Source organism: Isoptericola jiangsuensis (genome assembly GCF_048320105.1).
Classification (GTDB): Bacteria; Actinomycetota; Actinomycetes; order Actinomycetales; family Cellulomonadaceae; genus Isoptericola; species Isoptericola jiangsuensis_A.
Genome location: NZ_CP182942.1, coordinates 2,197,154 through 2,220,610, shown reverse-complemented (window position 1 = coordinate 2,220,610; position 23,457 = coordinate 2,197,154). Strand labels below are relative to the sequence as shown.

General features: G+C 70.8%; 26 protein-coding genes. 12 read left to right on the top strand and 14 right to left on the bottom strand.

The window, feature by feature from the left end; all coding sequences use genetic code 11:
- Positions 1-3 precede the first annotated feature (3 nt).
- Complete coding sequence (locus ACNHYB_RS10380) at positions 4-336, top strand: TraR/DksA family transcriptional regulator (protein ID WP_418275267.1); 333 nt, start codon at positions 4-6, stop codon at positions 334-336.
- Positions 337-394: 58 nt separating this feature from the next.
- Here ACNHYB_RS10380 and ACNHYB_RS10375 read toward each other — a convergent pair whose 3' ends face one another.
- From ACNHYB_RS10375 to ACNHYB_RS10330, 10 genes are all read right to left on the bottom strand, one after another.
- Complete coding sequence (locus ACNHYB_RS10375) at positions 395-1,060, bottom strand: TetR/AcrR family transcriptional regulator (RefSeq protein ID WP_418275266.1); 666 nt, start codon at positions 1,058-1,060, stop codon at positions 395-397.
- Entirely contained in the window at positions 1,057-1,944 is an 888-nt protein-coding gene (locus ACNHYB_RS10370) for a tyrosine-protein phosphatase (RefSeq protein WP_418275265.1), read from the bottom strand. The genes ACNHYB_RS10375 and ACNHYB_RS10370 overlap by 4 nt, the downstream gene beginning before the upstream one ends.
- Entirely contained in the window at positions 1,941-2,834 is an 894-nt protein-coding gene (phnE, locus tag ACNHYB_RS10365) for a phosphonate ABC transporter, permease protein PhnE (protein ID WP_418275264.1), read from the bottom strand. Before phnE ends, ACNHYB_RS10370 begins: the two co-directional genes overlap by 4 nt.
- Complete coding sequence (locus tag ACNHYB_RS10360; protein WP_418275263.1) at positions 2,821-3,645, bottom strand: phosphonate ABC transporter ATP-binding protein; 825 nt, start codon at positions 3,643-3,645, stop codon at positions 2,821-2,823. Before ACNHYB_RS10360 ends, phnE begins: the two co-directional genes overlap by 14 nt.
- Before the next feature lie 3 nt (positions 3,646-3,648).
- Complete coding sequence (gene phnD, locus ACNHYB_RS10355; RefSeq protein WP_418275262.1) at positions 3,649-4,578, bottom strand: phosphate/phosphite/phosphonate ABC transporter substrate-binding protein; 930 nt, start codon at positions 4,576-4,578, stop codon at positions 3,649-3,651.
- A 246-nt stretch (positions 4,579-4,824) separates the two neighbouring features.
- Positions 4,825-5,334 (bottom strand): hypothetical protein, encoded by a 510-nt coding sequence (locus ACNHYB_RS10350; RefSeq protein WP_418275261.1) that lies wholly within the window; start codon positions 5,332-5,334, stop codon positions 4,825-4,827.
- A 19-nt stretch (positions 5,335-5,353) separates the two neighbouring features.
- Entirely contained in the window at positions 5,354-5,620 is a 267-nt protein-coding gene (locus ACNHYB_RS10345; RefSeq protein ID WP_418275260.1) for a hypothetical protein, read from the bottom strand.
- Positions 5,601-7,127 (bottom strand): hypothetical protein, encoded by a 1,527-nt coding sequence (locus ACNHYB_RS10340; RefSeq protein WP_418275259.1) that lies wholly within the window; start codon positions 7,125-7,127, stop codon positions 5,601-5,603. The genes ACNHYB_RS10345 and ACNHYB_RS10340 overlap by 20 nt, the downstream gene beginning before the upstream one ends.
- A complete protein-coding gene (locus ACNHYB_RS10335; RefSeq protein WP_418275258.1) occupies positions 7,127-7,846 on the bottom strand; it encodes an ATP-binding cassette domain-containing protein in 720 nt (239 codons plus the stop codon). The genes ACNHYB_RS10340 and ACNHYB_RS10335 overlap by 1 nt, the downstream gene beginning before the upstream one ends.
- A gap of 132 nt (positions 7,847-7,978) precedes the next feature.
- Positions 7,979-8,248, bottom strand: a complete 270-nt coding sequence (locus ACNHYB_RS10330) for a hypothetical protein (protein WP_418275257.1) — start codon at positions 8,246-8,248, stop codon at positions 7,979-7,981.
- Positions 8,249-8,720: 472 nt separating this feature from the next.
- On the opposite strand from ACNHYB_RS10330, the gene ACNHYB_RS10325 reads away from it, so the two are divergent.
- Together ACNHYB_RS10325 and ACNHYB_RS10320 are read left to right on the top strand one after the other, a co-directional pair.
- Positions 8,721-9,062: a response regulator transcription factor gene (locus ACNHYB_RS10325; protein WP_418275256.1), complete on the top strand. Its 342-nt coding sequence runs from the start codon at positions 8,721-8,723 to the stop codon at positions 9,060-9,062.
- A 103-nt stretch (positions 9,063-9,165) separates the two neighbouring features.
- Entirely contained in the window at positions 9,166-9,780 is a 615-nt protein-coding gene (locus ACNHYB_RS10320; RefSeq protein WP_418275255.1) for a uridine kinase, read from the top strand.
- 57 nt (positions 9,781-9,837) lie between these two features.
- Here the strand turns inward: ACNHYB_RS10320 and ACNHYB_RS10315 are convergent, their stop codons facing one another.
- Positions 9,838-10,575, bottom strand: a complete 738-nt coding sequence (locus tag ACNHYB_RS10315; protein ID WP_418278027.1) for a VOC family protein — start codon at positions 10,573-10,575, stop codon at positions 9,838-9,840.
- A gap of 165 nt (positions 10,576-10,740) precedes the next feature.
- On the opposite strand from ACNHYB_RS10315, the gene ACNHYB_RS10310 reads away from it, so the two are divergent.
- Positions 10,741-12,138: a class-II fumarase/aspartase family protein gene (locus ACNHYB_RS10310; RefSeq protein WP_418275254.1), complete on the top strand. Its 1,398-nt coding sequence runs from the start codon at positions 10,741-10,743 to the stop codon at positions 12,136-12,138.
- Between the two features lie 403 nt (positions 12,139-12,541).
- Here the strand turns inward: ACNHYB_RS10310 and ACNHYB_RS10305 are convergent, their stop codons facing one another.
- Positions 12,542-12,751, bottom strand: coding sequence for a hypothetical protein (locus tag ACNHYB_RS10305; protein WP_418275253.1), 210 nt, complete (start codon positions 12,749-12,751; stop codon positions 12,542-12,544).
- A 159-nt stretch (positions 12,752-12,910) separates the two neighbouring features.
- On the opposite strand from ACNHYB_RS10305, the gene ACNHYB_RS10300 reads away from it, so the two are divergent.
- From ACNHYB_RS10300 to ACNHYB_RS10285, 4 genes are read left to right on the top strand one after another with little or no spacing between them, the layout of a single operon-like run.
- On the top strand, positions 12,911-13,813 hold the full coding sequence (locus tag ACNHYB_RS10300; protein WP_418275252.1) for an amidohydrolase family protein: 903 nt from the start codon (positions 12,911-12,913) through the stop codon (positions 13,811-13,813).
- The gene (locus ACNHYB_RS10295) at positions 13,810-14,586 is read left to right on the top strand and encodes an SDR family NAD(P)-dependent oxidoreductase (RefSeq protein ID WP_418275251.1); all 777 of its coding nucleotides are present in this window, start codon (positions 13,810-13,812) and stop codon (positions 14,584-14,586) included. Before ACNHYB_RS10300 ends, ACNHYB_RS10295 begins: the two co-directional genes overlap by 4 nt.
- A 20-nt stretch (positions 14,587-14,606) precedes the next feature.
- Positions 14,607-15,617, top strand: a complete 1,011-nt coding sequence (locus ACNHYB_RS10290) for an aldo/keto reductase (RefSeq protein WP_418275250.1) — start codon at positions 14,607-14,609, stop codon at positions 15,615-15,617.
- Positions 15,618-15,659: 42 nt separating this feature from the next.
- Entirely contained in the window at positions 15,660-16,508 is an 849-nt protein-coding gene (locus tag ACNHYB_RS10285) for a fumarylacetoacetate hydrolase family protein (RefSeq protein WP_418275249.1), read from the top strand.
- Between the two features lie 55 nt (positions 16,509-16,563).
- Here the strand turns inward: ACNHYB_RS10285 and ACNHYB_RS10280 are convergent, their stop codons facing one another.
- Together ACNHYB_RS10280 and ACNHYB_RS10275 are read right to left on the bottom strand one after the other, a co-directional pair.
- Complete coding sequence (locus tag ACNHYB_RS10280; protein ID WP_418275248.1) at positions 16,564-17,262, bottom strand: FadR/GntR family transcriptional regulator; 699 nt, start codon at positions 17,260-17,262, stop codon at positions 16,564-16,566.
- A 14-nt stretch (positions 17,263-17,276) separates the two neighbouring features.
- Entirely contained in the window at positions 17,277-18,611 is a 1,335-nt protein-coding gene (locus ACNHYB_RS10275) for an enolase C-terminal domain-like protein (RefSeq protein WP_418275247.1), read from the bottom strand.
- A gap of 223 nt (positions 18,612-18,834) precedes the next feature.
- On the opposite strand from ACNHYB_RS10275, the gene ACNHYB_RS10270 reads away from it, so the two are divergent.
- From ACNHYB_RS10270 to ACNHYB_RS10255, 4 genes are all read left to right on the top strand, one after another.
- Positions 18,835-19,263, top strand: a complete 429-nt coding sequence (locus ACNHYB_RS10270) for a glycoside hydrolase N-terminal domain-containing protein (protein ID WP_418275246.1) — start codon at positions 18,835-18,837, stop codon at positions 19,261-19,263.
- 256 nt (positions 19,264-19,519) lie between these two features.
- Positions 19,520-21,061 carry a sugar ABC transporter ATP-binding protein gene (locus tag ACNHYB_RS10265; protein WP_418275245.1) on the top strand — a complete coding sequence of 514 codons (1,542 nt, stop codon included), beginning with the start codon at positions 19,520-19,522 and terminating at the stop codon, positions 21,059-21,061.
- Positions 21,058-22,083 carry an ABC transporter permease gene (locus ACNHYB_RS10260; RefSeq protein ID WP_418275244.1) on the top strand — a complete coding sequence of 342 codons (1,026 nt, stop codon included), beginning with the start codon at positions 21,058-21,060 and terminating at the stop codon, positions 22,081-22,083. The genes ACNHYB_RS10265 and ACNHYB_RS10260 overlap by 4 nt, the downstream gene beginning before the upstream one ends.
- A gap of 55 nt (positions 22,084-22,138) precedes the next feature.
- Positions 22,139-23,134, top strand: a complete 996-nt coding sequence (locus ACNHYB_RS10255) for an ABC transporter substrate-binding protein (RefSeq protein ID WP_418275243.1) — start codon at positions 22,139-22,141, stop codon at positions 23,132-23,134.
- Positions 23,135-23,457: the final 323 nt, after the last annotated feature.

The following is a 23,457-nucleotide window of genomic DNA, read 5'->3' as shown; positions in this document are numbered from 1 at the left end:
GACATGGGCGTCGAGGACGACCTGCTGGCCCGGCTCGCGGCCGCGGACGAACGGATCGCGCGGCACCGGGCGACGGTGGAGGGCATCGTCGCGTCCGTGCGCTCGGAGAACGTCGACGACGAGCACGACCCCGAGGGCGCGACGCTCGCCTGGGAACGCCAGCAGGCGGCCGCGCTGCTCGCCGACGCCGAGGCGGACCGCCGCGCCACCCTGGCGGCGCTGGAACGGGTGGGCGCGGGGACCTACGGCGTGTGCGAGGTCTGCGGGCGCACGATCCCCGCCGAACGCCTCGCGGCGCGGCCGTCCACCACGCGCTGCGTCGAGCACGCGCGGTGAGAAGTTTCGACCGGCCGGGCGGCCCCGGAGCGACGACGACCACCCCGTGCACGCTCCGTCACGGTTGTCTGAGCATCCCCTGCCAGGCGACCCGGATCGCCTCCCGGCAGCGGGCCACCACGGCGGGGTCGGCGAGCGAGGCGCCGCGCACCACGTACTGGTAGTAGACGACGCCCGTGATGAGGTCCATGCAGGCGTCCAGGTCGAGGTCCTCGCGCAGCTCGCCCCGCGCGATCCCGGCACGCAGCACGGCCACGAGCCCGGGACGACGGCGCGCCACGTGCGAGCGCCAGTACGCCTGCGCGAGCGTGCGGTCCGACAGGGCGAGACGCAGCCGGAGCCGGAACCGCTCCTCGGAGTAGGCCGGGCCCGCCGCCCCCGGGACGAACACGGCGAGCAGGTTCTCCAGCAGGTCGCCCTCCAGGGAGATCCGGTACGGCTCGCGCCCGTGGTCCAGCGCGGCCGCCACCAGGTCGGTCATGCTCGACCACCGCCGGTAGATGGCGGCCCGGCTGACCCCGCTGCGCTCGACGACACGCCCCACGGTCACCGGCTCGCCCGCCTCGACCAGCGCGACCGCCGCGGCGAGGATCCGCTCGTCGTGGCCCTCCGCCCGCGGCCGGCCCGGACGGCGCCGTGCCGGCTCGACGGGGACGACGACGCCGGTGCCGGCCCGCTCGTGGCGGGCCGGCACCGGCAGCGCCGGGGGGCCCGGCGGCGTCACGCGGCCTCCGTGGCGCCGCTGGTCGTGGCGCCGCTGTCCGTGCCGGCGTCGGGCACGTCGAGCAGGCGCTCGCGGAGGCGGGCGACCAGCCCGTCGGTGAGTCCCGCGGCGCGCAGGGGGCCCAGCGGGTCGCCGTGGCGCTCGGTGAGGGTGGCGATCACCCAGCGCATCGGGACGTCGGAGAACTCGGTGCGCACCGCCGCACGTGCAGCGGCGTCCAGGTCGATGCCGAGGCGCTCCATCAGCGGCACCAGGGTGGGGACGAGCCGCTGCTGGATCGCCGCCGAGTTGGCGCCGGTGCGCGCGTAGTCGGCCACGACGTCCTCCGTCTGCGCGCCGAGCGCGAGCAGCAGCGCGGCGGCGAGCACTCCGGTGCGGTCCTGGCCCGCGGCGCAGTGGAACGCGACGGTCCCCGGGGCGTGGGCGATGATCGCGAGCGCGGTGACGACCTGGGGGGCGGCGTCCTCGACCATGCGCAGGTACATCGGCCCGAACGTGCTCTGGTCCCAGCTGTCGCCCGGCTCCGCCCGCAGGTCGGCGTCCTGGGCGACGTCCGCGAGGAACGGCACGTGGTGGTAGGTCACCAGGGCCTCACGGCCCAGCGGGCCCCGCCCGGTGAGGGTCACCTCGAAGGTGGAGCGCAGGTCGACGACGGCGCGCAGGCCGCCCGCGACGAGGTGGTCGGCGGACGCCTGGTCCACGGTGGACAGGTCGTCGGCGCGCAGCACGACGCCGGGGCGGGTGCTGCCGCCCTCGACGGGGATGCCACCGAGGTCGCGCAGGTTGACGGGGGCCGTCAGCGGGAACGGCGCGGCGGGGGCGGCGTCGGGGCCCGCGTCGGTGCCGGTGCCGGCGTCGGTGGTGCGGATGTCGAGCGTGGTCACGTGATCTTCCTCCGGATGACGGCGCTGAGCTGGTCGATGACGGTGACCAGCACGATGATGCAGATGACGATCGCGGACAGGTGCCCGTAGTCGTACATCTTCATGGCGGTGGTGAGCTCGAGGCCGATGCCGCCCGCGCCGACCATCCCCAGGATGGTGGCGCCACGGACGTTGCCCTCGAACAGCAGGAGCGAGTAGGAGACGAGCAGCGGGCCGGCCTGCGGCAGGATCCCGTACTGCACGACCTGTCGCCGGGACGCGCCGACGGCCTGCATCGCGACGATTGGGCCGTCGTCCACGGACTCCATGGCCTCGGCGAACACCTTGCCGATCGACCCGATCGACCCGACGGTCATGGCGAGGATGCCGGCGAACGGCCCGAGGCCGACGGCGGAGACGAACATGAGCGCGAACACCAGGTCGGGCAGCGACCGGATGACGTTCATGACCCACCGGCACGGGTAGTAGACCCACCGGGGTGCGATGTTGGACGCGGCGCCGAACGCCATGAACAGGCTCAGCCCGGCGCCCAGCACGGTGCCGACGACGGCCATCTGGAGCGTCTCGATCAGCTGGTCGACGATGACGTCCAGCTCGTCCCACGACGGCGGGAACAGCCGGGCGAGGAACTCGCCCATGTTGGCGGCTCCCTCACCGAGCTTCGCGAAGTCGAACTCCGCGCCGACCATCGACCAGTACAGGATCGCGACAGCGACGGGCACACCCAGCAGGAAGCGGGCGCGCGGCACGTTGAACGCGCGCTCCAGGCGGGCGCGCTCGTCCGGGTCGAGGCGCGGTCGCTCGGGCGCCCGACGCCGGTCGGTCGTGGTCCGGGTCCGGGCTCCGGTCTCGGTGCTCTCGGTGCGCTCGGTGCGTTCAGTGGCCTGCATCGTCGGCCTCCTGGTCCGCGTCCGAGACGTCGTAGACGACGGCGAGACGCTCGGCGTCCAGCTCGGCGGTGGGGGAGCTGACCAGCACCTCGCCGTGGCGCAGCCCGACGACACGGTCGGAGTGGTCCAGCGCCAGGTGCAGCACGTGCAGGCTGACCAGCACCGGGATGCCGTCGGCGCGGGCGATCTCCTGGAGCAGGTCGAGCACCTGGTGGGACATCGTCGGGTCGAGCGACGCGACGGGCTCGTCCGCGAGGATGAGCCGCGGGCGCTGCATGAGCGCCCGCGCGATGGCGACCCGCTGCTGCTGGCCGCCGGACAGGGTGCGGGCCTGGTCCTTCGCCTTGTGCGCGATGCCCACCCGGTCCAGCAGCGCCATGGCACGCTGCCGGTCGGCGCTGGAGAACCCGCCGACGGCGTTGACCGGGCCGGCCCCGTGCAGCGCGCCGGTGAGCACGTTGGTCAGCACGGAGAGGCGGCCCACGAGGTTGAACTGCTGGAACACCTGGCCGACGTCGGCACGCAGGTTCCGGAGCCTGCCGCGGCGCAGCGTGCCGACGTCGTGCCCGGCGACCTGCGCCGACCCGCCGGTGATCGGGGCGAAGCCGGTGAGGCTCTTCATCAGGGTGGACTTGCCGGACCCGGACGAGCCGAGCAGCGCGACGGTCTCGCCGGGGAACAGGTCGAGGTCGACGCCGTCGAGCACGAGGGGGCCGTCGCCGTAGGCGACCTGCAGGCCCCGCACCGACACGAGCGGGGCGGGCGTCGCGGTCCGGGCCGCCGGTGGCGGGGGAGCGGTGACGGTGGTCATCGCTCAGCCCAGGTCCGAGATGTCGACGTCGGCGATCGCGGCGATGTCCACGAACGGCTGGAAGATCTCGTCCTCCGGTTCGAGGATCGGTTCGGTGCCCTGCACGGCCTCGAGCATCGCGCCGAGCTGGTCGGCGTTGTCCTGCGTGAACACCTGCGGCAGCGCCTCGAGGAGCTCGGCGCGCTTGTCCCCGGCGAGCTCCTGGTCGGCGAGCACGGTGACGGCGACCGGCATGGAGCCGGACTCGCCGATCGAGCGGGTCTCGCCCTCGGCGAAGGGGAAGTAGTCGGTGCCGACCATCGCGGTGAGCGTCGTGGAGGTGCAGGCCACGTCGACCTGACCCTCCTTCAGCGCGACGAACGACATGTCGTGGCCGCCGGCGAACATCGACGTGTAGTCCACGTCCTTCTCCAGCCCGGCCTCGTGCAGCATCGCCACCGGCATGAAGTAGCCGGAGCTGGACGCCGGGTCGGCGAACGCGACGACGGTGTCGGGAGTGATGTCCTCCAGCGTCTGCAGCGCCGAGCCGTCCAGGACCAGGCACGTCGAGACCGGTTCGTCGTTGCCGGGCCAGGCCACCAACGAGTCGACCTCGCCGGTGTTGACGGCCAGGGCGGAGGGGAACCCGCTCATGAAGCCGATGTCGACGTGGTGGTTGCGCAGCGCCTCCACGACGGCGGTGTAGTCGGGCACGTCGACGATCTCGACCTCGCGGCCGGTCTCGGCGGTGACCAGGTCGGCGAAGGCCTCGATCGGGTTCTCGGCGCCGGGGTCGTCGCCCAACGGGGTGGTCGCGAACGTGATCGGGGCGTCGGGGTCCGACGCCGCAGGTGTCGGGCTGCCGGCTGCTTCGGCGTCGCCGGAGCAGCCGGACAGCAGGAGGGCGGCTCCGAGGCCGAGGACACCGAGGGAGGGCAGGGCGCGGGTGCGCATGGCGGTCCTTTCACAGGGCTGTGGATATCGCGACGGGCGATACCGGAACTACAGCCGGGCGAGGTGACCGCCAATTACGAGACCGCTGGACCTGGAACGAAACCCTCGGTGAACAGTCGGTGCCCGGACGCCGGAGGGCGCAGGTGGCCGTCGCCTCCACGAGGACCGCCCCGCGTGCGGACCCGTCCGGGCGGCCGGCGCGGAGGTGGGCGTGCGTCGAGCCGGCCGGGGCGGGCGCGCCTCACCTCAGGCCGGGTCACGGCGTCGACCCGTCGCGTCCACGTCCGACGAGGGACGTCGTGACCGGTGCGCAGCTCGCATGCTGCGCACGAGGGCCATGCCGTCGCCGAACGGCGGCAGCAGGAACACGCCGTGCATCAGGTACCAGGGGGCCAGCGTGGCGTCAGCCGTGGCCCACAGCGAGAAGCCGACCAGAACGCACGACCCAGGGCCTGCAACGGCGGTCAGTGCCGCCTGCCGCGGTGTCAGCACGCCCGTCGGAGCCACCGAGACCCGGAGGGCCGTGCGCTCCAGAGTGATCGACGTGACCCCCGGGCAGCGTCGTAGGAACGCCACGTGCGCCGATTCGTGAAGCGCGAACGAACCGATCAGTCCGAGGACGGTCGCCTTCCAGAACGGCAAGGTGAGCAGCACGAGCCCGTGGTCGCCGGTGACGGCCCACCACCAGGCAGCGCCGATCGTCGCCGCGCCGAGCAGGACCAGCAGCGGCCAGACGGACAGGACGACGGCGACCACCACTTCACGGAGGCGAAGGTCAGGAGTGAGGAAGCCCCTTCGTCGCGAGGGCACGTTCCTCCTCGAGCAGCTCCTGACGACGCTTCATGAGCACCGGGAGGATGAGCTGGAACAGCAGGATCACCGCGCACAGCGCCACGAAGATCACGACCAGCGCCGTCGGGTTGGCCACGCCGAGGCTCAGGTCCACGGCACCGCTCGCCTGCTCCGTCGCCTGGAACCTGAGTGACCCGAACAGCCCGGTCCGATCCACGTCGCCGCTGTTGTCACCCGAGAACATCAGCATCAAGATCCCCACCACTGCGATCACGAGCGTCGCCACCGCGGCGCCGACGACGGAGTTGATGACCAAGAGTGCCTTTTTCATGTCGCTTCCCAGATTCTGCGAGGTGGATGAAGTGGATGGCATAGACGGCGAACAGCACGGTCGCCAGCACGAAGATCATGACGACGACCGTGAGCGGCAGGCGGAGGATCCCGAGACCGATGGCGATCAGACCGGCGGCCGTCGCGAACGAGGCGAGTCCGATGAAGACGGACAGCGGGTTGTCCTTCTCGGCGGGAAAGATCACGCCGATCGACGCCGTGACGACGGCTCCGGCCGCTGCGGCCAGGAGGGGCTGCCACGCGCCGGCACCCCACCCGAGGTCTGCGACCGAGGTCACCAGACCCAGGGGCACGGCGAAGGCGAGGATCACGACGAGCTGGGCCCGAAGGAGGCGCCAGAAGATGCGCCACGCGGGAACCTCTGCGCCGGGGACCGCACGCAGCACCGCGGTCGAGCTGAACTGGTACAGACCCCCGACGGTGAGCAGGCAGATCGACCAGAGCGGGCTGAGCTCCCCGTCGGACAGCGCCCGGGACAGCAGCAGGTACCCGAACACCGCGACCGTGAGCACACCGCTCAGCACCGTGTGCGAGCTGCGGAGCAGGGAGAGGTCGTAAGGGGCGAGCCATGACCACCGACGGGACGCGGCGATCCTCAGGTACCGCGCCTGCGCGACGTAGCGGTCGGGCGAGAGGACGACCGTCAGGGCGGCCAGTCCGGCGGCCAGCACCAGCACGAGCACCAGGACGAGCAGGTGGCCCTGCTCGCCGGCCGTGCGCGCGATCACCGTCGCAGGGGTGCCGGCCACCTCGTCGTCGAGGTACGCGCCGGTGATGGTGGCGACCATCGGAGTCGTCGCGGAGGCATAGGCGACGATCAGTCCGAAGATCACGAGGATGCTGAGGATGCCCCCGATGCGGTCGAGCCGCACCGCCGTCCACAGGCGTGCCAGGAGCTGGTGGATCACCGAGAGCAGGAGATAGGCGATGACGGCAGGCAGGACGACGGAGAACGCCAGAGGAGCCAGTGCGGCCGGCCCCTGGAGCAGCAGCGCGCTGACCGTGAGCGCGAAGACGCCCGCGCCGGTCAGGACGGCGACCATGGCCGCCTCGTACATCAGGAAGGCCAGCGATCGCTCCCGGTTCGTCACGGGGAGCTGGTAGGTCAGGGCGAGCATGCCTTCGGCGTTGATGAACAGCACCTTCACCGCCAGGAAGGCGATCTGCACCCACAGCAGGACGGAGACCGTCGTGGTGTCGAACAGCAGGTCCCAGACCCCTCTGCGGTCGGTCAGGTCCCGCAGGAACAGGTACGCGGCGGAGGTGAGCACAGCCCCGAACACCAGTGCTGAGGTCAGGATGGCGATCCTGACCGGGACGGATCGCAGGACCCCGGACGTCAGGACCCGCCTCCAGAAGAACAGCAGGAGCATCCGGGCGATCGCTGCCGACTGCCGGAGGCGCATCAGTCGGTCGCCTCGTGGCCGAGATGGTGGAAGACCATCGCGGACAGGGAGCCGTGCTCGGCCAGCAGGTCGCTCGTGGGACTGTCGTGGACCACCTGTCCGAGATCGAGCAGGACGACGCGGTCGGCGAGGCGTTCGAGCACGGCGAAGTCGTGGGTGCACAGCAGGATCGAGCGGCCCTCGTCGCGGAGGCGTCGGAACTCGGTCTCGGCGATCTGGAGAGCCTCCAGATCGATACCGTTGAGCGTCTCGTCGATCACCGTCAGCGGCCTGCGCATGACGAGCGCCGACACGAGCTGGGTCTTCTTCCGCATGCCGTGCGAGAAGTCCTCGACGAGGTGGTCGTAGCGTCCCGGCATCGCGAACCTCCGGAACAGCTCCTGCGCCTGCTCATGATCGACGGCGATGCCGTACAGGCTGCTCATGGTGCGCAGGTACTCGCGCGGGGTGAGGAACTCGGGCAGGTAGTCGTTGCTCGACAGGTAGGTGGCCCGGGTCTTCGCCGCGGGAGTCCGATGGGGCACCCCGTCGATCGTCACGGTGCCGGCCTGGAGGCGCAGCAGATCGAACACGTTCTTGATGAGTGTCGACTTTCCCGAGCCGTTGGGACCGATGAGTCCGACGACGGCCCCCTCCTCGACGTCGAACGAGACGTGGTCGAGGACATTGACGACGCCGTCGTACGAGTAGGACACGTCGTCGATCTTGAGGAGGTGCATAGCGATCCTGCCGTTCTGAGTGCGAGTTCTCGGCGACTGGTGACGGCTCGAAGGCCGCGGGAAGTAGATCAACCTGGCGGACCACCACCAGTCGCCGGCGACGCTAGGTCGGCGCCGCCCCATCCGGGGAGGCTAGACGCATTCGACGTTGATGGAGACGCCGGTCCAGCTCCAGCTCCACCTGCTCGTGAATCGCCTGTCCTTGTAGACGACGCACCAGATGGCGAGACCGGCCGAGATCACCACGGCGAGCGCGAGGATCACTGCAAGGAGAACCACGTACCAGGCGTCGTAGCGGACCAGGGCGGCATCGACCTTCCGCTTTGTCGTCTCGACGACCTGTGCGGCCCCGACCTGCGCCTTGACCAGAGGGACGAGGGTAACGTTCGAGAGAGTAGTCATGTGTTTTTCACCTCCTTCTGTTGTCATGCCGACCAGAATTCCGTCCCGGGCGCCATCAAGAAAGTGGCGGTTGCGCCACCAGGGCTCCGGCATGGCAGCCCGGCGGGCGCAGCAGGCATCACCAGGCGGCGGAGCGTGGCCATGACGCGGGAGGGCTGAGCCGTTGACCAGGCAAAAGACCTCTACCGCGCACCGAGCGCCCCGGGTCGAGGTGCGACCCGGAGGGGCCTGAAATCGATCTACTGATGAGGAGTTTAGAAAGATCTTTCGACGAGGGAAGATTCGTCGTTCGAAGGACTGCTAGCCTCGTCGAGCCCGATCGTGGTCACGGAAATGCGGAGCATTTGTCGGGCGTGGAGGAAGGTTCATGCGCCGCGCGGTCGTGAAGGCGATCGCGCTGCACCACTATCGAGACACAGTTCCTGCCCGCCGTGCCGGGTGCACACACGCGAGCTCATGATTCGGAGAGCACATGCCAGTGGGCAGCGAAATGATCCACGCGGACCGGACCGGACCGCATCTCGCGCCGGTTGCGGTACCCGAGTGGGCGCGGCGGGTCGACGTGTCGTCGCTGACATTTCGTGAGCGCGAGGTGCTCCTGGCGCTGGGAGAGTGTCGCACCAACTCGCAGATAGCGTCACGCCTTGTCATCACCGAACGTACTGTCCGCAAGCACATCGAGAGCATCTTCGGCAAGCTGAGCATCGCCTCGCGGTCGCATGCCGCGATCGTCGCGCTGGTGAGATGCCCGGAGATCGAAGAGGCCCCGAGCTGTACCGAGCAGGGCGCGTCTCCTGAAGATGTGGCCGGGTGACGCAGAGCGAGAGCACGACGCCGGTGCCGACGCCGACGACGTCCCCCTGCCGACCGAGGTGTACCCGGCGTCCGGGACGGCACGCGTGTGTCAGCATGACCGGGTGCGTGCCAGGCCGGTGACCCTCGACGGCGCGGTCGCGCACGTCGTCGAACGGGTCGTCGCCACGGCGGGGACGGTGCGGGTGCTCGTCGACGGTCACCCGTCGACCGGGACCGACCGGTTCGCCGACGCGCTGGCCGTGCCGCTGCGCGCCGCCGGCAGGCCCGTCGGCCGGGTCGCCGTCCGTGACTTCCTGCGCGCCCGCTCCCTGCGCCTCGAGACGGGCCGCCGCGACCCCGACGCGCTGCTGGACGGCTGGGTCGACGTCGAGGCGCTGAACCGGGAGGTGCTGCGGTCGGCCGTCGACCGGGGCCGGTTCCTGCCGAGCCTGCGCGACCCGGACACCGGACGGTCCACCCGGGCGGACTACGCGGACGCGCCGGCCGGTACCGTCGTCGTCCTCGACGGCACGCTCACCGTCGCGCGCGGGCTCGACGTCGACCTGACCGTGCACCTCGCGCTGACCGCGGCGACCGAGACCCGTGCGACGTCGCTCGACGACGCCTGGCAGCTCGCCGCCTACAGCCGCTACCGCCGCGAGGTGCAGCCCGAACGCCGCGCCGACGTCGTGGTGCGGGTCGACCACCCGGACCGGCCGGCGCTCGTGCTGCCCTGAGCTCGTGCTGCCCAGATCCCGGCGGGGCGGACGCCCTGCCCCGGCAGTGCCGGACGCTCAGCCCCGGCAGAGACAGAACGGGTGGCCGGCCGGGTCGGCGAACACCCGGAACGACTCGCCCCCGCCGGGCAGCCGGGTGGCCCCCGCCGCGAGCGCCGCCGCCTCGCCGGCATCCATGCCGGTCTCGCCGACCGTGAGGTCGAGGTGTCCCTGCTGCGGTGCGGCCGGGTCCGGCCACCGCGGCGGACGGTAGCCGTCGACCTGCTGGAAGAGCAGCGGACGGTCCCCGCCGACCATCGCCATCCCGTCGCCGTCGTGGGTGACGTCCACGCCGAGGACCCGCGCCCAGAAGGCGGCAGCCGCCGACGCGTCGGGCACGTCGAACGTCACGCCGAACACCTCCAGCGGCCCCGGCCCGACGTCGGACACGCACAGGTCGAACGGGTGCCCGGCGGGATCGGCGAGCGTGGTCCACCGGTCGCTCTCGCGCAGCACCGTGGCGCCCAGCTCGACCGCCCTGGCCGTGTAGGCGGGCACGTCACCGACGAGCAGGTCGAGGTGCACCTGCTGCGGGTGCTCCTGACCTGGCCACTGCGGCGGCACCAGGTCCGGCGCAGGCTGGAACGCGAGGCTCCACCCGCCGGGCAGGTCGAGGGTGACCCAGGTGTCGTCGTCGTCGGTGGGTTCGATCGTGGCGTCCGTCAGGTCCCGCCAGAACTCGGCGGTCGCCTGCGGGTCCGGCACGTCCAGCACGAAGGCGTCCACGGCGCCGGCCGGGGTCACGGGATCGGTCATCGTCCTGCTCCTTCGTCGTCGTCGGCCCGGGCGTCCCGCCGCGGGCCCACCCGCCAGTCTGGCCCGATCCGGGCCGCAGGGCCACGGCGGAGACCCGCGCAAAACACGCCTGCAACATGGCTGGGGCAGAATCGAGAGGGCTGGAGCACCACCAGGGAGGCCGCCATGATCGTCGCACCGTTCGGACGCTTCACCGAGGGACGGGTCCCGGACCCCGGGGTGGCGAGCCTCTTCACGCGGGAGAACAGGTGGCAGGCGCGGCTCGACGTCGAGGCGGCGCTGGCGCTCGCGGAGGCCGACGCCGGGCTCATCCCCAAGGAGTCGGCCCGTGCCATCGCGCTGACGGCGCGCATCGAGAAGCTCGACATCAAGCGGGTGCTGGCGGCGACGGCGTCGGCGAGCCATCCGCTGGTGCCGCTCATCGAGGAGTTCGCCCGCACCGTCGGGTCCAAGCACGGCGGGTGGGTGCACTGGGGTGCCACGACCCAGAACATCACCCAGACGGCGGACGTGCTGGTGCTGCGCGACGCGCACCGGGCGATCCTGCGTCAGCTCGGCCGGGTGCTGCGGTCGGCGGCGACGCTGGCGGAGGCGTCGTCGGGTCTGCCGATGGCGGGTCGCACGCACTCCCAGCACGCCGTGCCGGTGACCTTCGGGTTCAAGGTCGCGGTGTGGATCGACCAGATCGTGGCGCACACCCAGCGTCTCGAACGGCTCGACGACCGGCTGTTCTGCGTGCTCATGGGAGGGGCTGCGGGCACGTTCGCGTCGTTCGGCGGGGCGGGTCGCGTCATCGAGGCGGGGGTGGCCCACCGGCTGGGCCTGCATCCGATGCGGGTGCCGTCCCGGGCGATCAACGACGGCATCGTCGAGCTGGTGCTGGTCCTCGCCCAGCTCGCGGGCACGATCGGCAAGATCGGCAAGGACGTGTACGCGCTGATGCAGCCGGAGTTCGCGGAGGCGTTCGAGCCGGTCCCGGAGGGCACGATCGGATCCTCGACGATGCCGCACAAGCGCAACCCCCAGCTCGCGCTGGACCTGCTGACCATGTCCGCCGAGCTGCGGGCGCTGGCTGCGCCGGCGCTGGAGTCGATGCTCCACGACCAGGAGGCCAACGGTGCGATGACGGCGCTGCTGGAGGACGTGTCGGCGTCGGCGGCGGTGCTGGCGGGGGACATGCTGGCCCGGCTGGAGGTCATCATGGACGGCCTGGAGCTCGACCCCGACCGGATGCGCGCGAACATCGCGCTGTCGGCCGGGATGATCGGCTCGGAGTCGTTGATGCTGGCGCTGGGGGAGAAGATCGGTCGCCAGCGCGCGCACGACATCGTGTTCGAGGTGGCCCAGGACGCCGCACGCCGTGACGTCCCGTTCCTCGACCTGCTGCGGGCGGACCCGCTCGTGGGGGGCGTGTTCGACGAGGCCGAGCTGCGCGGCCTCATCGACCCGGCGGCCTACCTCGGTCTGAGCCAGCAGATCGCCCTGGAGCTCGCGGACTGCGCCCGCGAGACGTCGGAGCGCATCGCGGCGGTCCCGGACCGTGTACCCGTCATGACCCGCTGACCTCGGGTCGGTCGATGCGGTGTCGGCCGAGCTCGCGCAGCGATCCGGCCAGACTGTCGAGCGCACCGGGTACGGGGCGTAGCAGGACCAGCGGCTGCGCTGGGTGCGGGTGAGCAGCCCGGCCTCGACGAGGATCTTCAGGTGGTGGCCGACGGTCGGCTGGATCAGCCCCACCGGTGCCGTCAGGTCGCAGACGCAGGCCTCACCGTCGGACGCCGCGGTGACGACGGACAGCAGGTGGACCCGGGACCCGGGACCGGTCCCCGGCCGTCGAGCATCGCCCCGCCGAACCGCGCGAGGGCGTCCGGTGTCGGGCGGAAGCGTGAACGGTCTCCCGCCTCCCAGCCGGGCGAGCAGCCGTGCGTCGACCAGGGCGTCGAGGTGCTCGCGGACGTGGCCCGGGTCACCTGAGCGCGTCGGTGAGGTCGGCCACCCGGACGCGGCCGTCGGGCGACGCGCCGATCAGGCTGAGGATCTGCAGGCGCGTCGGGTCGGAGACGACACGCAGGATCGCGGCTGTGGACTCGGCGGAGTCACGGCTCAGTGCGAGACGCAGCCGGGGGACCGGTGCCGAGGGCGAGCCGTGCGCTCGATCTGCGGGTTCCGGGCCCATGCCGTCACCACAGCCGTTCATCGATCGGTTCGGACGTGTGATCCCATGACCCGAGCCGATCCGCCGAGGATTCGCCGAGAAGTGGGACGTTGTTCGCACCTCCCGACGACTATAGGTAGGATGTATCGAGCGAACTCGTCGAAGAGGAGGAGGTCACCCGTGCCGGGACACGATGTCGTGGACGCCCACCACCACCTGTGGGTGCGGGCACGCACACCGCAGGAGTGGATCGACCCGGTGACCATGGCGGCGATCGACGCCGACTTCGAACCGTCCGACCTCCCCGCCGTCGAGCACGGCGTCTCCGCGACCGTGGTGGTCCAGACCGCCAGCCGCTGGGCGGAGTCCGAGGAGCTGCTGGGACTCTGCGCCTCCGCCGAGGGCCGCGCCGCGGGTCTGGCCGGCGCCGTCGTCTGGGCGGACCTGCTCGCCCCGGACCTGACCGAACGGCTCACCGCACTACGGAGCGGGCCCGGCGGAGCCTTCCTCGTCGGGGTGCGGACGATGGTCCAGGCCGAGACCGACCCCGGCCACCTCGACCGCGCCGACGTGCGGCAGGGCATCGCGACCGTCGGAGCGGCGGGTCTGCCCTTCGACCTGGTCGTCCACGACAAGCAGCTTCCCGCCGCGGCCCGACTGGCCGCCGCGCTGCCGGAGGTGACCTTCGTGCTCGACCACCTCGGCAAGCCGCGCCTCGACCGGTACGCCGCCGGGACGGGCGACGGGCTGGCCGCCTGGCGCAGGGACCTGACGGACCTGGCCGCGTGCCCGAACGTCATCGCCAAGCTGTCCGGCCTCGTGACCGAGGCGCACCGGGACACCTGGACGGTGGACGACCTGCGTCCTGCCGTCGATCACGCCCTCGCCACGTTCGGCCCCGAACGGCTGATGTTCGGCTCCGACTGGCCCGTCTGTCTCCTGGCCAGCACGTACGGACGCTGGCTCGACACCGCTCGCGACCTGCTGACAGCCCTTGACGCGGACGAGCAGCACGCCGTCTGGTCCGGTACGGCCCGCCGCGTCTACTCCCTTGCCCCCACCACGAAGGAGAACCCGTCGTGACCACCAGCACTCCGGCCCCCGAGCTCGACGGCGTGCGCGCCGTCGTCACGGGTGGCGCCTCCGGCATCGGCGCCGCGATCGCGGCGGCGATGCTCGCCCGCGGCGCGAGCGTCACGTCCCTCGACCGGTCGGCAGACGGCGTCCCCGAGGGCGCCCACGCCGAGATCGCCGACGTCACCGACGACACGGCGGTCCGCCGGGCGGTCGACGGCGCTGCCGCGGCGATGGGCGGCATCGACGTCGTCGTCAACAACGCCGGGATCGGCGCCCAGGGCACCGTCGCGGACAACGACGACGCCGAATGGCTGCGCGTGCTCGACGTCAACGTGGTCGGCATCGTCCGCGTCACCCGTGCCGCCCTGCCGTACCTCCAGGCATCGGACCGGGCCGCCGTCGTCAACACCTGCTCGATCGCCGCCTGGACGGGCCTCCCGGCTCGGGCGCTCTACTCCGCCTCCAAGGGGGCGGTGCAGTCGCTCACCCTCGCCATGGCCGCCGACCACGTCCGCGAGGGCATCCGGGTCAACTGCGTGAACCCGGGAACGGTCGACACGCCGTGGATCGGCCGCCTGCTCGACCAGGCCGACGACCCGGCCGCGGAGCGGGCAGCGCTCGAGGCGCGCCAGCCCACCGGACGGCTCGTCAGCCCGGAGGCCGTGGCGCACGCCGTCTGCTATCTCGCGAGCCCGCTCGCCGTCGCGACCACCGGCGAGGCGCTGGCGGTCGACGGCGGGATGCACGGACTGCGGGTCCGCCCGCCGAGCGCCTCCTGACCGGAGAGAGGGAACCACCGATGAACGCCGACACGCACGACCCGCTGCCCCTGCACCCGGTGGGCGACACCCCCGTCCGGCTGACCACCCTCGGCTACGGAGCCGCTCAGGCGGGCAACCTCTACCGGACCAGCACCGATGCGGAGACCGCCGAGGCGTTCGACACCGCGTGGGACCTCGGCCTGCGGTACTTCGACACCGCGCCGCACTACGGGCTCGGCCTCTCGGAGCGCCGGCTCGGAGCCGCCCTGCGGGTCCGCCCGCGCGAGGAGTACGTCGTCTCCACCAAGGTGGGGCGGATCCTCGAGCCGTCGCCCGGCACGGCGCACCGCAGGGACACCGAGGGCTTCGACGTCCCGGCCGAGACCCGACGGGTGTGGGACTTCTCCCGCGACGGTGTGCTGCGGTCGCTCGAGGCCAGCCTGGAACGCACCGGCCTGGACCGCATCGACGTCGTCTACCTGCACGACCCCGACGAGCACTGGGAGTCCGCGTCCCGCGAAGCCGTGCCCGCGCTCGTCGAGCTGCGCGACCAGGGCGTGATCGGCGCCATCGGGGCAGGGATGAACCAGTCCGCCATGCTCACCCGGTTCGTCCGCGAGACCGACGTCGACGTCGTCATGTGCGCCGGTCGGTTCACGCTGCTGGAGCAGCCGGCGCTCGCCGACCTGCTCCCGGCCGCGGCGGAGCGCGACGTCGCCGTCGTCGTCGCCGGTGTCTACAACTCCGGGCTGCTCGCCCGTGAGGTCCCGCCCGACGACGCCACCTACGACTACACCCAGGCACCTGCCGAGCTGATCGAGCGCACCCGGCGCATCGCCGCCGTGTGCGCCGAGCACGGCGTCACCCTGCCCGAGGCGGCGCTGGCCTACGTGCGGACTCACCCGGCGGTGGCCAGCACCGTCATCGGTGTGCGCAACCCCGACCAGGTACGGCAGGCCTACGAACGGCACGCGGCCTCGGTCCCCGGAGAGCTCTGGGAGGCGCTCGTGCGTGCCGACCTGCTCGACGAGGTCGCCGCACCGGCCTGACCTGAACCGACCACCACGAACCGAGACCGACGAAGGATTGAGATGCACCTGCTCCGACTGGGCCCCGCCGGCCAGGAGATTCCCGCCGTCGACGACGGCGGTACCGTCCACGACCTGCGCCCGCTGACCGCCGACATCGACGGCGCCTTCCTCGCCGCCGACGGCACGGCCGCCGTGCGGACCGCCCTGGCCGCCGGGACCCTGCCGGTCCTCGACGACGCCGACACCCTCCGCCGGGGGGCGCCCGTCGCACGCCCGACCGCGGTGATCTGCATCGGACAGAACTACGCCGCACACGCCGCGGAGTCGGGGGCTCAGCCGCCGTCCGCCCCGATCGTGTTCTTCAAGCACCCCAACACCGTGGTCGGTCCCGACGACACCGTCCCGGTCCCGCCCGGCGCCGAGAAGCTGGACTACGAGGTCGAGCTCGGCGTCGTGATCGGACGACGTGCCAGCCGCCTCGCCTCGCGGGAGGAGGCACTGGCGCACATCGCCGGCTACACCGTGGTCGACGACGTCAGCGAGCGCTCGTGGCAGATCGACGAGTCGCTGGGCCAGTGGTCCAAGGGCAAGTGCGGGCCGGCGTTCGCCCCGACCGGGCCTGCCCTGGTGCCGGCCGACGAGCTCGATGCCGGCGGGCTTCGGCTGAGGTCCTGGGTCAACGGCGAACCGCGCCAGGACTCGACGACCGCTGACATGATCTTCGACGTGGCCACCATCGTCCAGGACCTGTCGCAGTACATGGACCTGGAGCCGGGCGACCTGATCTGCACCGGCACGCCGGAGGGCGTCGCCTTCTCCGGCCGGTTCCCCTACCTGCGCGACGGCGACGTCGTGGAGGTCGAGATCGACGGCATCGGCCGGCAGCGGCACGCGGTCCGCGACGCCTGAGCCCCGAGCGCGCGGCGCCCGACCCCTGCGGGGCGACGGCGCCGGGCCCTCGGGGTCAGGCGCCGTCGGTGGGCAGCTCCGGCAGGGACTCCTCCACGCCGAGCAGATGGTTGGCCATCCGGATCCGGGCGGCATCCGGGTCGCCGGCTGCCAGCGCCCGCCAGATCGCACGGTGCTCGCCGTGGGTGCGTTCCTCGGCGCCCTCCTCGTGCAGGCCGCGCCAGAGCCGTTCGCGCACCGTGCGCGTCGCCAGGGACTCGATGAGGGCGGCCATCACCGGGTTGCCCGTGTGCGCGGCGATGATGCGGTGGAAGGCGATGTCGGCCTCGATGAATCCCTCGTGGTCGACGTCCGGCTGGCGCAGGATGTGCTCCACCTGGTCCAGGACGTCGCGCGCCTCGGCGAGCGCCTGGGGGGTGATGCGGGTGGCGGCCAGGGCCGCGGCCTCCGTCTCGAGCACGCGGCGCACGCCGTGGAAGGGCCGGGCGCTGCCGTCGCCCTGCAGGTCGACGACGAACCCCATGGGGGAGAGCAGACGGGCCGGGTCCAGGCTCGTGACATAGGTGCCGTCGCCCTGGCGGGTGTCGACGATGCCCAGGATCGACAGCGCACGGACTCCCTCGCGCAGGGACCCGCGCGAGACGTCGAGGGTCTCGGCGAGCTCCTTCTCCACGGGGAGGCGGTCGCCGGGACCCAGCTCCCCGTCGAGAATCATGCGTTTGATGCCGTCGACGACCTGATCCGTGCGGGACATGCCTGCAGTATTCCTCACCGGGGTGCGGCGGATGCCCAGTACTCCCCGTCGGGGAACCGGAACCGCGCGACCGAGTCCTCGTACATCTGCGTGGAGTAGCCGGGTCGCGAGGGCAGGACGTACCCGCTGCCGGCGCCGGTGTCGGTGACGACGCAGGGGTCGGTGAAGTGCTCGTGGAGGTGGTCCACGAACTCCGTCACACGACCGTCGAGGTCGCCGGCGATCGCGACGTAGTCGAGCACCGAGACGTGCTGGACCATCTCGCACAGGCCGACGCCGCCGGCGTGCGGGCACACCGGCACCCCGAACTTCGCCGCGAGGAGCAGGACCGCCACGATCTCGTTGATGCTGGCGAGCCGGCCGGTGTCCAGCTGGCAGTAGTCCATCGCCTCGGCCTGGAGGAACTGCTTGAACATGACCCGGTTGTGGCAGTGCTCGCCCGTGGCGACACCGGTCGGCGCGACGGCGCGCCGGATCGTCGCGTGGCCGAGCACGTCGTCGGGTGACGTCGGCTCCTCGATCCACAGGGGGTCGAACGGCTTGAGCGCGTCCATCCACGTGATCGCCTCGGGGACGTCCCAGACCTGGTTGGCGTCGATCATGAGCTTGCGGTCGGGGCCGATGACGCGGCGAGCGATCGACAGTCGGCGGACGTCGTCGTCGAGGTCGGCGCCGACCTTGAGCTTGATGTGTCCGTAGCCGTGGTCGACGGCCTCCTGGCACAGCCGCTCCAGCTTGTCGTCGTCGTAGCCGAGCCATCCGGCCGACGTCGTGTACACGGGGTACCCGGTGCGTTCCAGGTGGGCGATGCGCTCAGCCTTGGTGGCCGCCTTGGCCTCCAGGATCGCGACGGCCTCGTCCGCGGTGAGCGCGTCCGAGAGGTAGCGCAGGTCGGCGATCGCGACGAGCTCGGCGGGTTCCATGTCGGCGAGCAGCCGCCACAGCGGCTTGCCGGCGCGACGCGCGACGAGATCCCAGGCGGCGTTGAGCACCGCGGCGAGCGACAGGTGGACGACGCCCTTCTCGGGGCCCAGCCAGCGCATCTGGGAGTCCGCGGTCAGGCTGCGGTAGAGGCCGCCCATGTCCGCGGCGATCTCGTCGACGTCGCGGCCCACGAGCACGGCGGCCTGCTGTCGGGCCGCCTCGGCCACGATGTCGTTGCCGCGCCCGATGGTGAAGGTCAGGCCGTAGCCGGCCAGGGGGTCGCTCGAGGCGTCGGTCGCGTCGGTGCGGAGCACGACGTAGGCGGCGGAGTAGTCCGCGTCCTTGTTCATCGCGTCCGAGCCGTCTCCGCTGAGAGACGTCGGGAAGCGGACGTCCTCGATCTCGACGCTGGTGATCCTGGCCATGGTTTCCTCGCCGTCCCCGCGATCCGTCGCGAAATACATATGATGACTGGGTTAAGTTACGACAGAATCGGCCACGCATCAAGCGCCTAGATCCCCTGATGCGGGATGTCCACCCTCGTCGTCGCTGGAGATGGCGGGGGGCGCCTGCGCGCCCTTGACGGCGAAAGATTGGATGATTTCCGTCGGGTTGGTGCCGAAGACGTCCGTCTCGAAGGAGAGCCCCGTGCCGCACGCCCGCCATGTCATCACCCTCGACCGGCCGGGATCATGGTTCGCGGACTCCTACCTGCTCGGCGACCGCAGGCTCGGCGCGAGCACCTCGGGAGGGCTGCCGCCCGAGACCTTCGACCTCAACGTCGACACGCTCTGGTCCGGCGGTCCGGTCCCGGCTCCACGGCGAGCGATGGAGCGCGAGCTACCAGCCCGCCGGTACCGTGCGCTGGAGCTGGGCGGTGCCGGAGGTCCTCAGCCCCCACCCTCTTACCTCGGACGTTCGGTGGTGGTGGACGGTGTCGAGGTCGCGCTGGCGGCCGGACGTGTGCCGGACGTCGTGATCCCGAACTACGTCCAGGACGACGACCCGGTGCGCTACGCCATCGATGCGCCCGACGAGGACGGCGCCACCGCTACGGCGCTGCCCTCCGCTCCCTGATCCGGAGGCGGAGGGCGGCGCCGTTCTTGCGTGCACTGGTGTTCCGGGGGTGTGAGGCGCCGCGCGCGATCCGGGCAACATCCCACCTATATGGGTGAACGAGCGGGATTACGCGCTACAGATGGATAACGATCCAGCGGTCCGCCATCAAAGATCCCATCAATGGCTTGACACTCCCCGGGGCCGCTTGTAGGTTCAGGAACCGGTCGCTCCTCGGAGTCGGTCGATGCAGACGTCACTCGATGCGGAGTACTTGATGCCCCACGAAGCAACAGCGCTTCCACCGGTCACCGACCGGCCCAGTCCGCTGCTCAGCATCCACCGTGCCAGCAAGGGGTTCCCTGGAGTACAGGCTCTCAGCGACGTCGACCTCGAGCTCAACTACGGCACGGTGCTTGCCCTGGTCGGTGAGAACGGTGCCGGCAAATCCACGTTGATGAAGCTGCTCTCCGGCATCTACACCCCGGACGCCGGTGAGTTCTTCCTCCGAGGTGAGCCGTTCCGCCCCGAGTCTCCGCGGCACGCGCAGGAGCTGGGGATCAGCATCATCCATCAGGAGCTCAACCTGATGCCCGACCTCACCGTCGCCCAGAACATCTTCATCGGTCGCGAGCCACGACGCGGCGGAGTCCTCTTCGACCGCCGGCTGCGCCGCGACACCCAGGACCTGCTGGACCGCCTCGAGCTGGACCTCGACCCCGACGCGCGGGTCGGCGACCTCCCGGTGGCGCGCCAGCAGATGGTGGAGATCGCCAAGGCGCTCAGCTTCGACGCCCGAGTGCTCATCATGGATGAGCCGACGGCGGCACTGAACGAGGCCGAGGTCGCCACGCTGTTCACCATGATCCGGCGGTTCGTGACCTCAGAGACCGGGGTCATCTACATCTCGCACCGGATGCAGGAACTCGCACAGGTCGCCGACGACGTCAGCGTGCTCCGCGACGGGGAGAACGCCGGCCATCGGAAGATCGCGGAGACGTCCGACCGCGAGATCATCTCCCTCATGGTCGGCCGGACCATCGACCTCGAGCAGCGCCCGCAGGCGTCCGACCCCGGCCAGACCCTGCTGGCCGTGCAGAACCTCAGCACGCAGCACCTCCTGCACGACATCTCCTTCGAGGCCCGCGCCGGCGAGATCCTCGGGTTCTCCGGACTCATGGGCGCAGGTCGCACCGAGCTGGCCCGGGCCATCATCGGTGCCGACCCGATCGCCGCCGGCACCGTCGAGCTCCATGGCACGGCAGTGCGAGCCACCTCACCCGCCGCCACGTCGAAGCGGGGCCTCGGCTACCTGTCCGAGGACCGCAAGAAGCTCGGGGTGCTGGTGGGCCGTGACGTGCGCGAGAACATCGCTCTACCGTCGTTGCCGTCGTTCCTCAAGGGGCCCGTCGTCGACGTCAAGAAGATGGACGCCGTCGCCCGGGACCACATCAGCGCACTGCGGATCAAGACACCCTCCACCACGCAGGAGGTCGGCAACCTCTCCGGTGGGAACCAGCAGAAGGTCGGCATCGCGAAATGGCTCCAGCGTGACTGCGACGTCCTGATCTTCGACGAACCCACCCGCGGAATCGACGTCGGAGCCAAGGAGGAGATCTATGCGCTCCTCAACCGGCTGGCGCTCGAGGGCAAAGCCATCATCGTCATCTCCTCGGACCTCCCAGAGGTGCTCCGGGTGGCGCACCGCATCGCCGTGATGTGCGAAGGCCGCCTGACCGCCGTCGTCCCCAACGAAGAGGCGACCCAGGAGAACCTCATGGCGTACGCCACCGACACCACCACAGGGGTGAACCAGTGACCGACACGAAGACCGCATCCACACCGCCGCCCAGCGGGACGCTCGCCGCGCAGCACGACGGCGGACTGCGGACCCGGCTGCGCGGATCGATTCAGCAGCTGCTCGCCTTCGCCAGCCTGATCATCATCATGCTCGTGTTCTCCCTGATGAGCCCGCACTTCTTCACGGTCAACAACATGGTCAGCATCCTCACGGCCGCGACCGTCACGGGAATCCTGGCACTGGGCACGACGTTCGTGATCATCACCGGCGGGATCGACCTGTCGATCGGTACGGGCATGATCCTCTGCGGCGTCATGACCGGTGTGTTCCTCACCAACTGGGGCTGGCCGCTCTGGGCGGGGATCCTCGGAGCGATCGCGTTCGGTGCGCTGATCGGCCTCATCAACGGGTTCAACGTGGCCATCCTGGGTATCCCACCCTTCATCGCCACGCTGGGCATGATGCTCATCGCGTCGGGCCTGTCGCTGGTCGTCTCGGGGACCAGCCCCATCTACTTCCCCGACACGCCCGCGTTCGGCGACATCATGAACCTGCCGATCATCCCCGGGACACGGTTCCCGCTCGGCGTCGCCATCTTCATCGCCACGATGCTCATCGCCGGGTTCGTCCTCTCCAAGACCATCGTCGGCCGCTACGCCTTCTCCATCGGCAGCAACGAGGATGCGACCTCCCTGTCCGGCGTGAACGTCAAGCGCTGGAAGATCCTCATCTACACGATGTCCGGCCTGTTCGTCGGCCTCGCCGGTGTGCTCTCCGCCTCCCGGCTCAGCTCCGCGCAACCCACCGGTGGGCTGGGCCTGGAGCTCGAGGCGATCGCCGCGGTCATCATCGGCGGTACCTCGCTGGCCGGCGGCAAGGGCTCCATCGTCGGAACCGTCATCGGCGCCCTCATCATGGCGGTGCTCACCAACGGGTTGCGCATCATCTCGGTCCCGCAGGAGTGGCAGTCCATCGCCGTCGGCGTCGTCATCCTCGTGGCCGTGTACCTCGACATGCTGCGACGTCGAGCGGCCACGTAGAGCCTCACCCGACCACTCGAACCTCATCCATCCACGAATCACGACGGAGTGCCTCATGCGAAACAAGCGATTCTTCAGCGCGGCGGCCGGCTTCGCCGCCACAGCCCTCCTGGTCGCCGGCTGCGCCGGTGACACCGAGAGCGACGACGCCGCAGGTAGCGAGAGCGACAGCGGCGAACGGCCGTACGTCGCCCTCATCTCGAAGGGCTTCCAGCACCAGTTCTGGCAGGCCGTCAAGGATGGGGCCGACCAGGCCGGCGAGGAGTTCGACGTCGAGGTGACCTTCGAGGGCCCCGACACCGAGTCCGACGTCGACCAGCAGGTCCAGATGCTGCAGGTCGCGCTCGACAAGAGCCCGGACGCCATCGGCGTCGCCGCCCTGGACAGCCAAGCCGTCGCGCCGCTCCTCGACCAGGCGCAGTCGCAGGGCATCCCGGTCATCGCGTTCGACTCCGGCGTGGACAGCGACATCCCCGAAGCCACGGCCGCGACCGACAACCTTGCGGCCGCGGGAGAGGCCGCGAAGCAGATGGCCGACGCGATCGGCAACAGCGGGAAGGTCGCGATGGTCGTCCACGACCAGACCTCGCTGACGGGTCAGCAGCGCCGCGACGGCTTCGTCGAGTACATGGAGTCGAACGAGCCCGACATCGAGATCGTCGACATCCAGTACGGCGGTGGCGACCAGGCGCAGTCCGCCGACCTCGCCAAGGCCATGATCTCGGCCAACCCGGACCTCGCCGGGATCTACGGATCCAACGAAGGTTCCGCGATCGGTATCGTCCAGGCGGTCGACGAGCTGGGCCTGTCCAGTGACGACCTGACCATCGTCGGTTTCGACTCCGGAGCGGCGCAGATCGAAGCCATCACCGACGGATCGATGCTCGGTGCGATCACCCAGAACCCCGTCGGCATCGGCTACGAGACAGTGAAGGCTGCTGTCGAGGCCATGGAGGGCGAGGAGCTCCCCGAGACCATCGACACCGGCTACTACTGGTACACCGCCGACAACATCGACGACGAAGAGATCCAGGCCGTCCTCTACGAGTGATCCTGGACGGTGCGGGGCCCGGACCGGGCCCCGCACCGTCGCGTTCGCACGCCAGCGCCCCGAGGCAACAAGTTCCTGACCTTGTCCAACGACGTCACAAGGGAGAAGAAGCCTTGCTGGTTCGTCAGAAGAGTGCGGGCGCCGGAGGTCTGCGGCGCCGCCACGACTCGCCGCGACGATCCCTCGCCTTCGGGCTCGCAGCGATCATGACCGTCAGGGAGCGAATGTCCTGACGGTCTACGACGTCGCGGGTAACACCTCCACCACGGAGTTCACCCTGAACTGACCTGACCGCCACCGCCACCCCACCGCCACCGCCACCG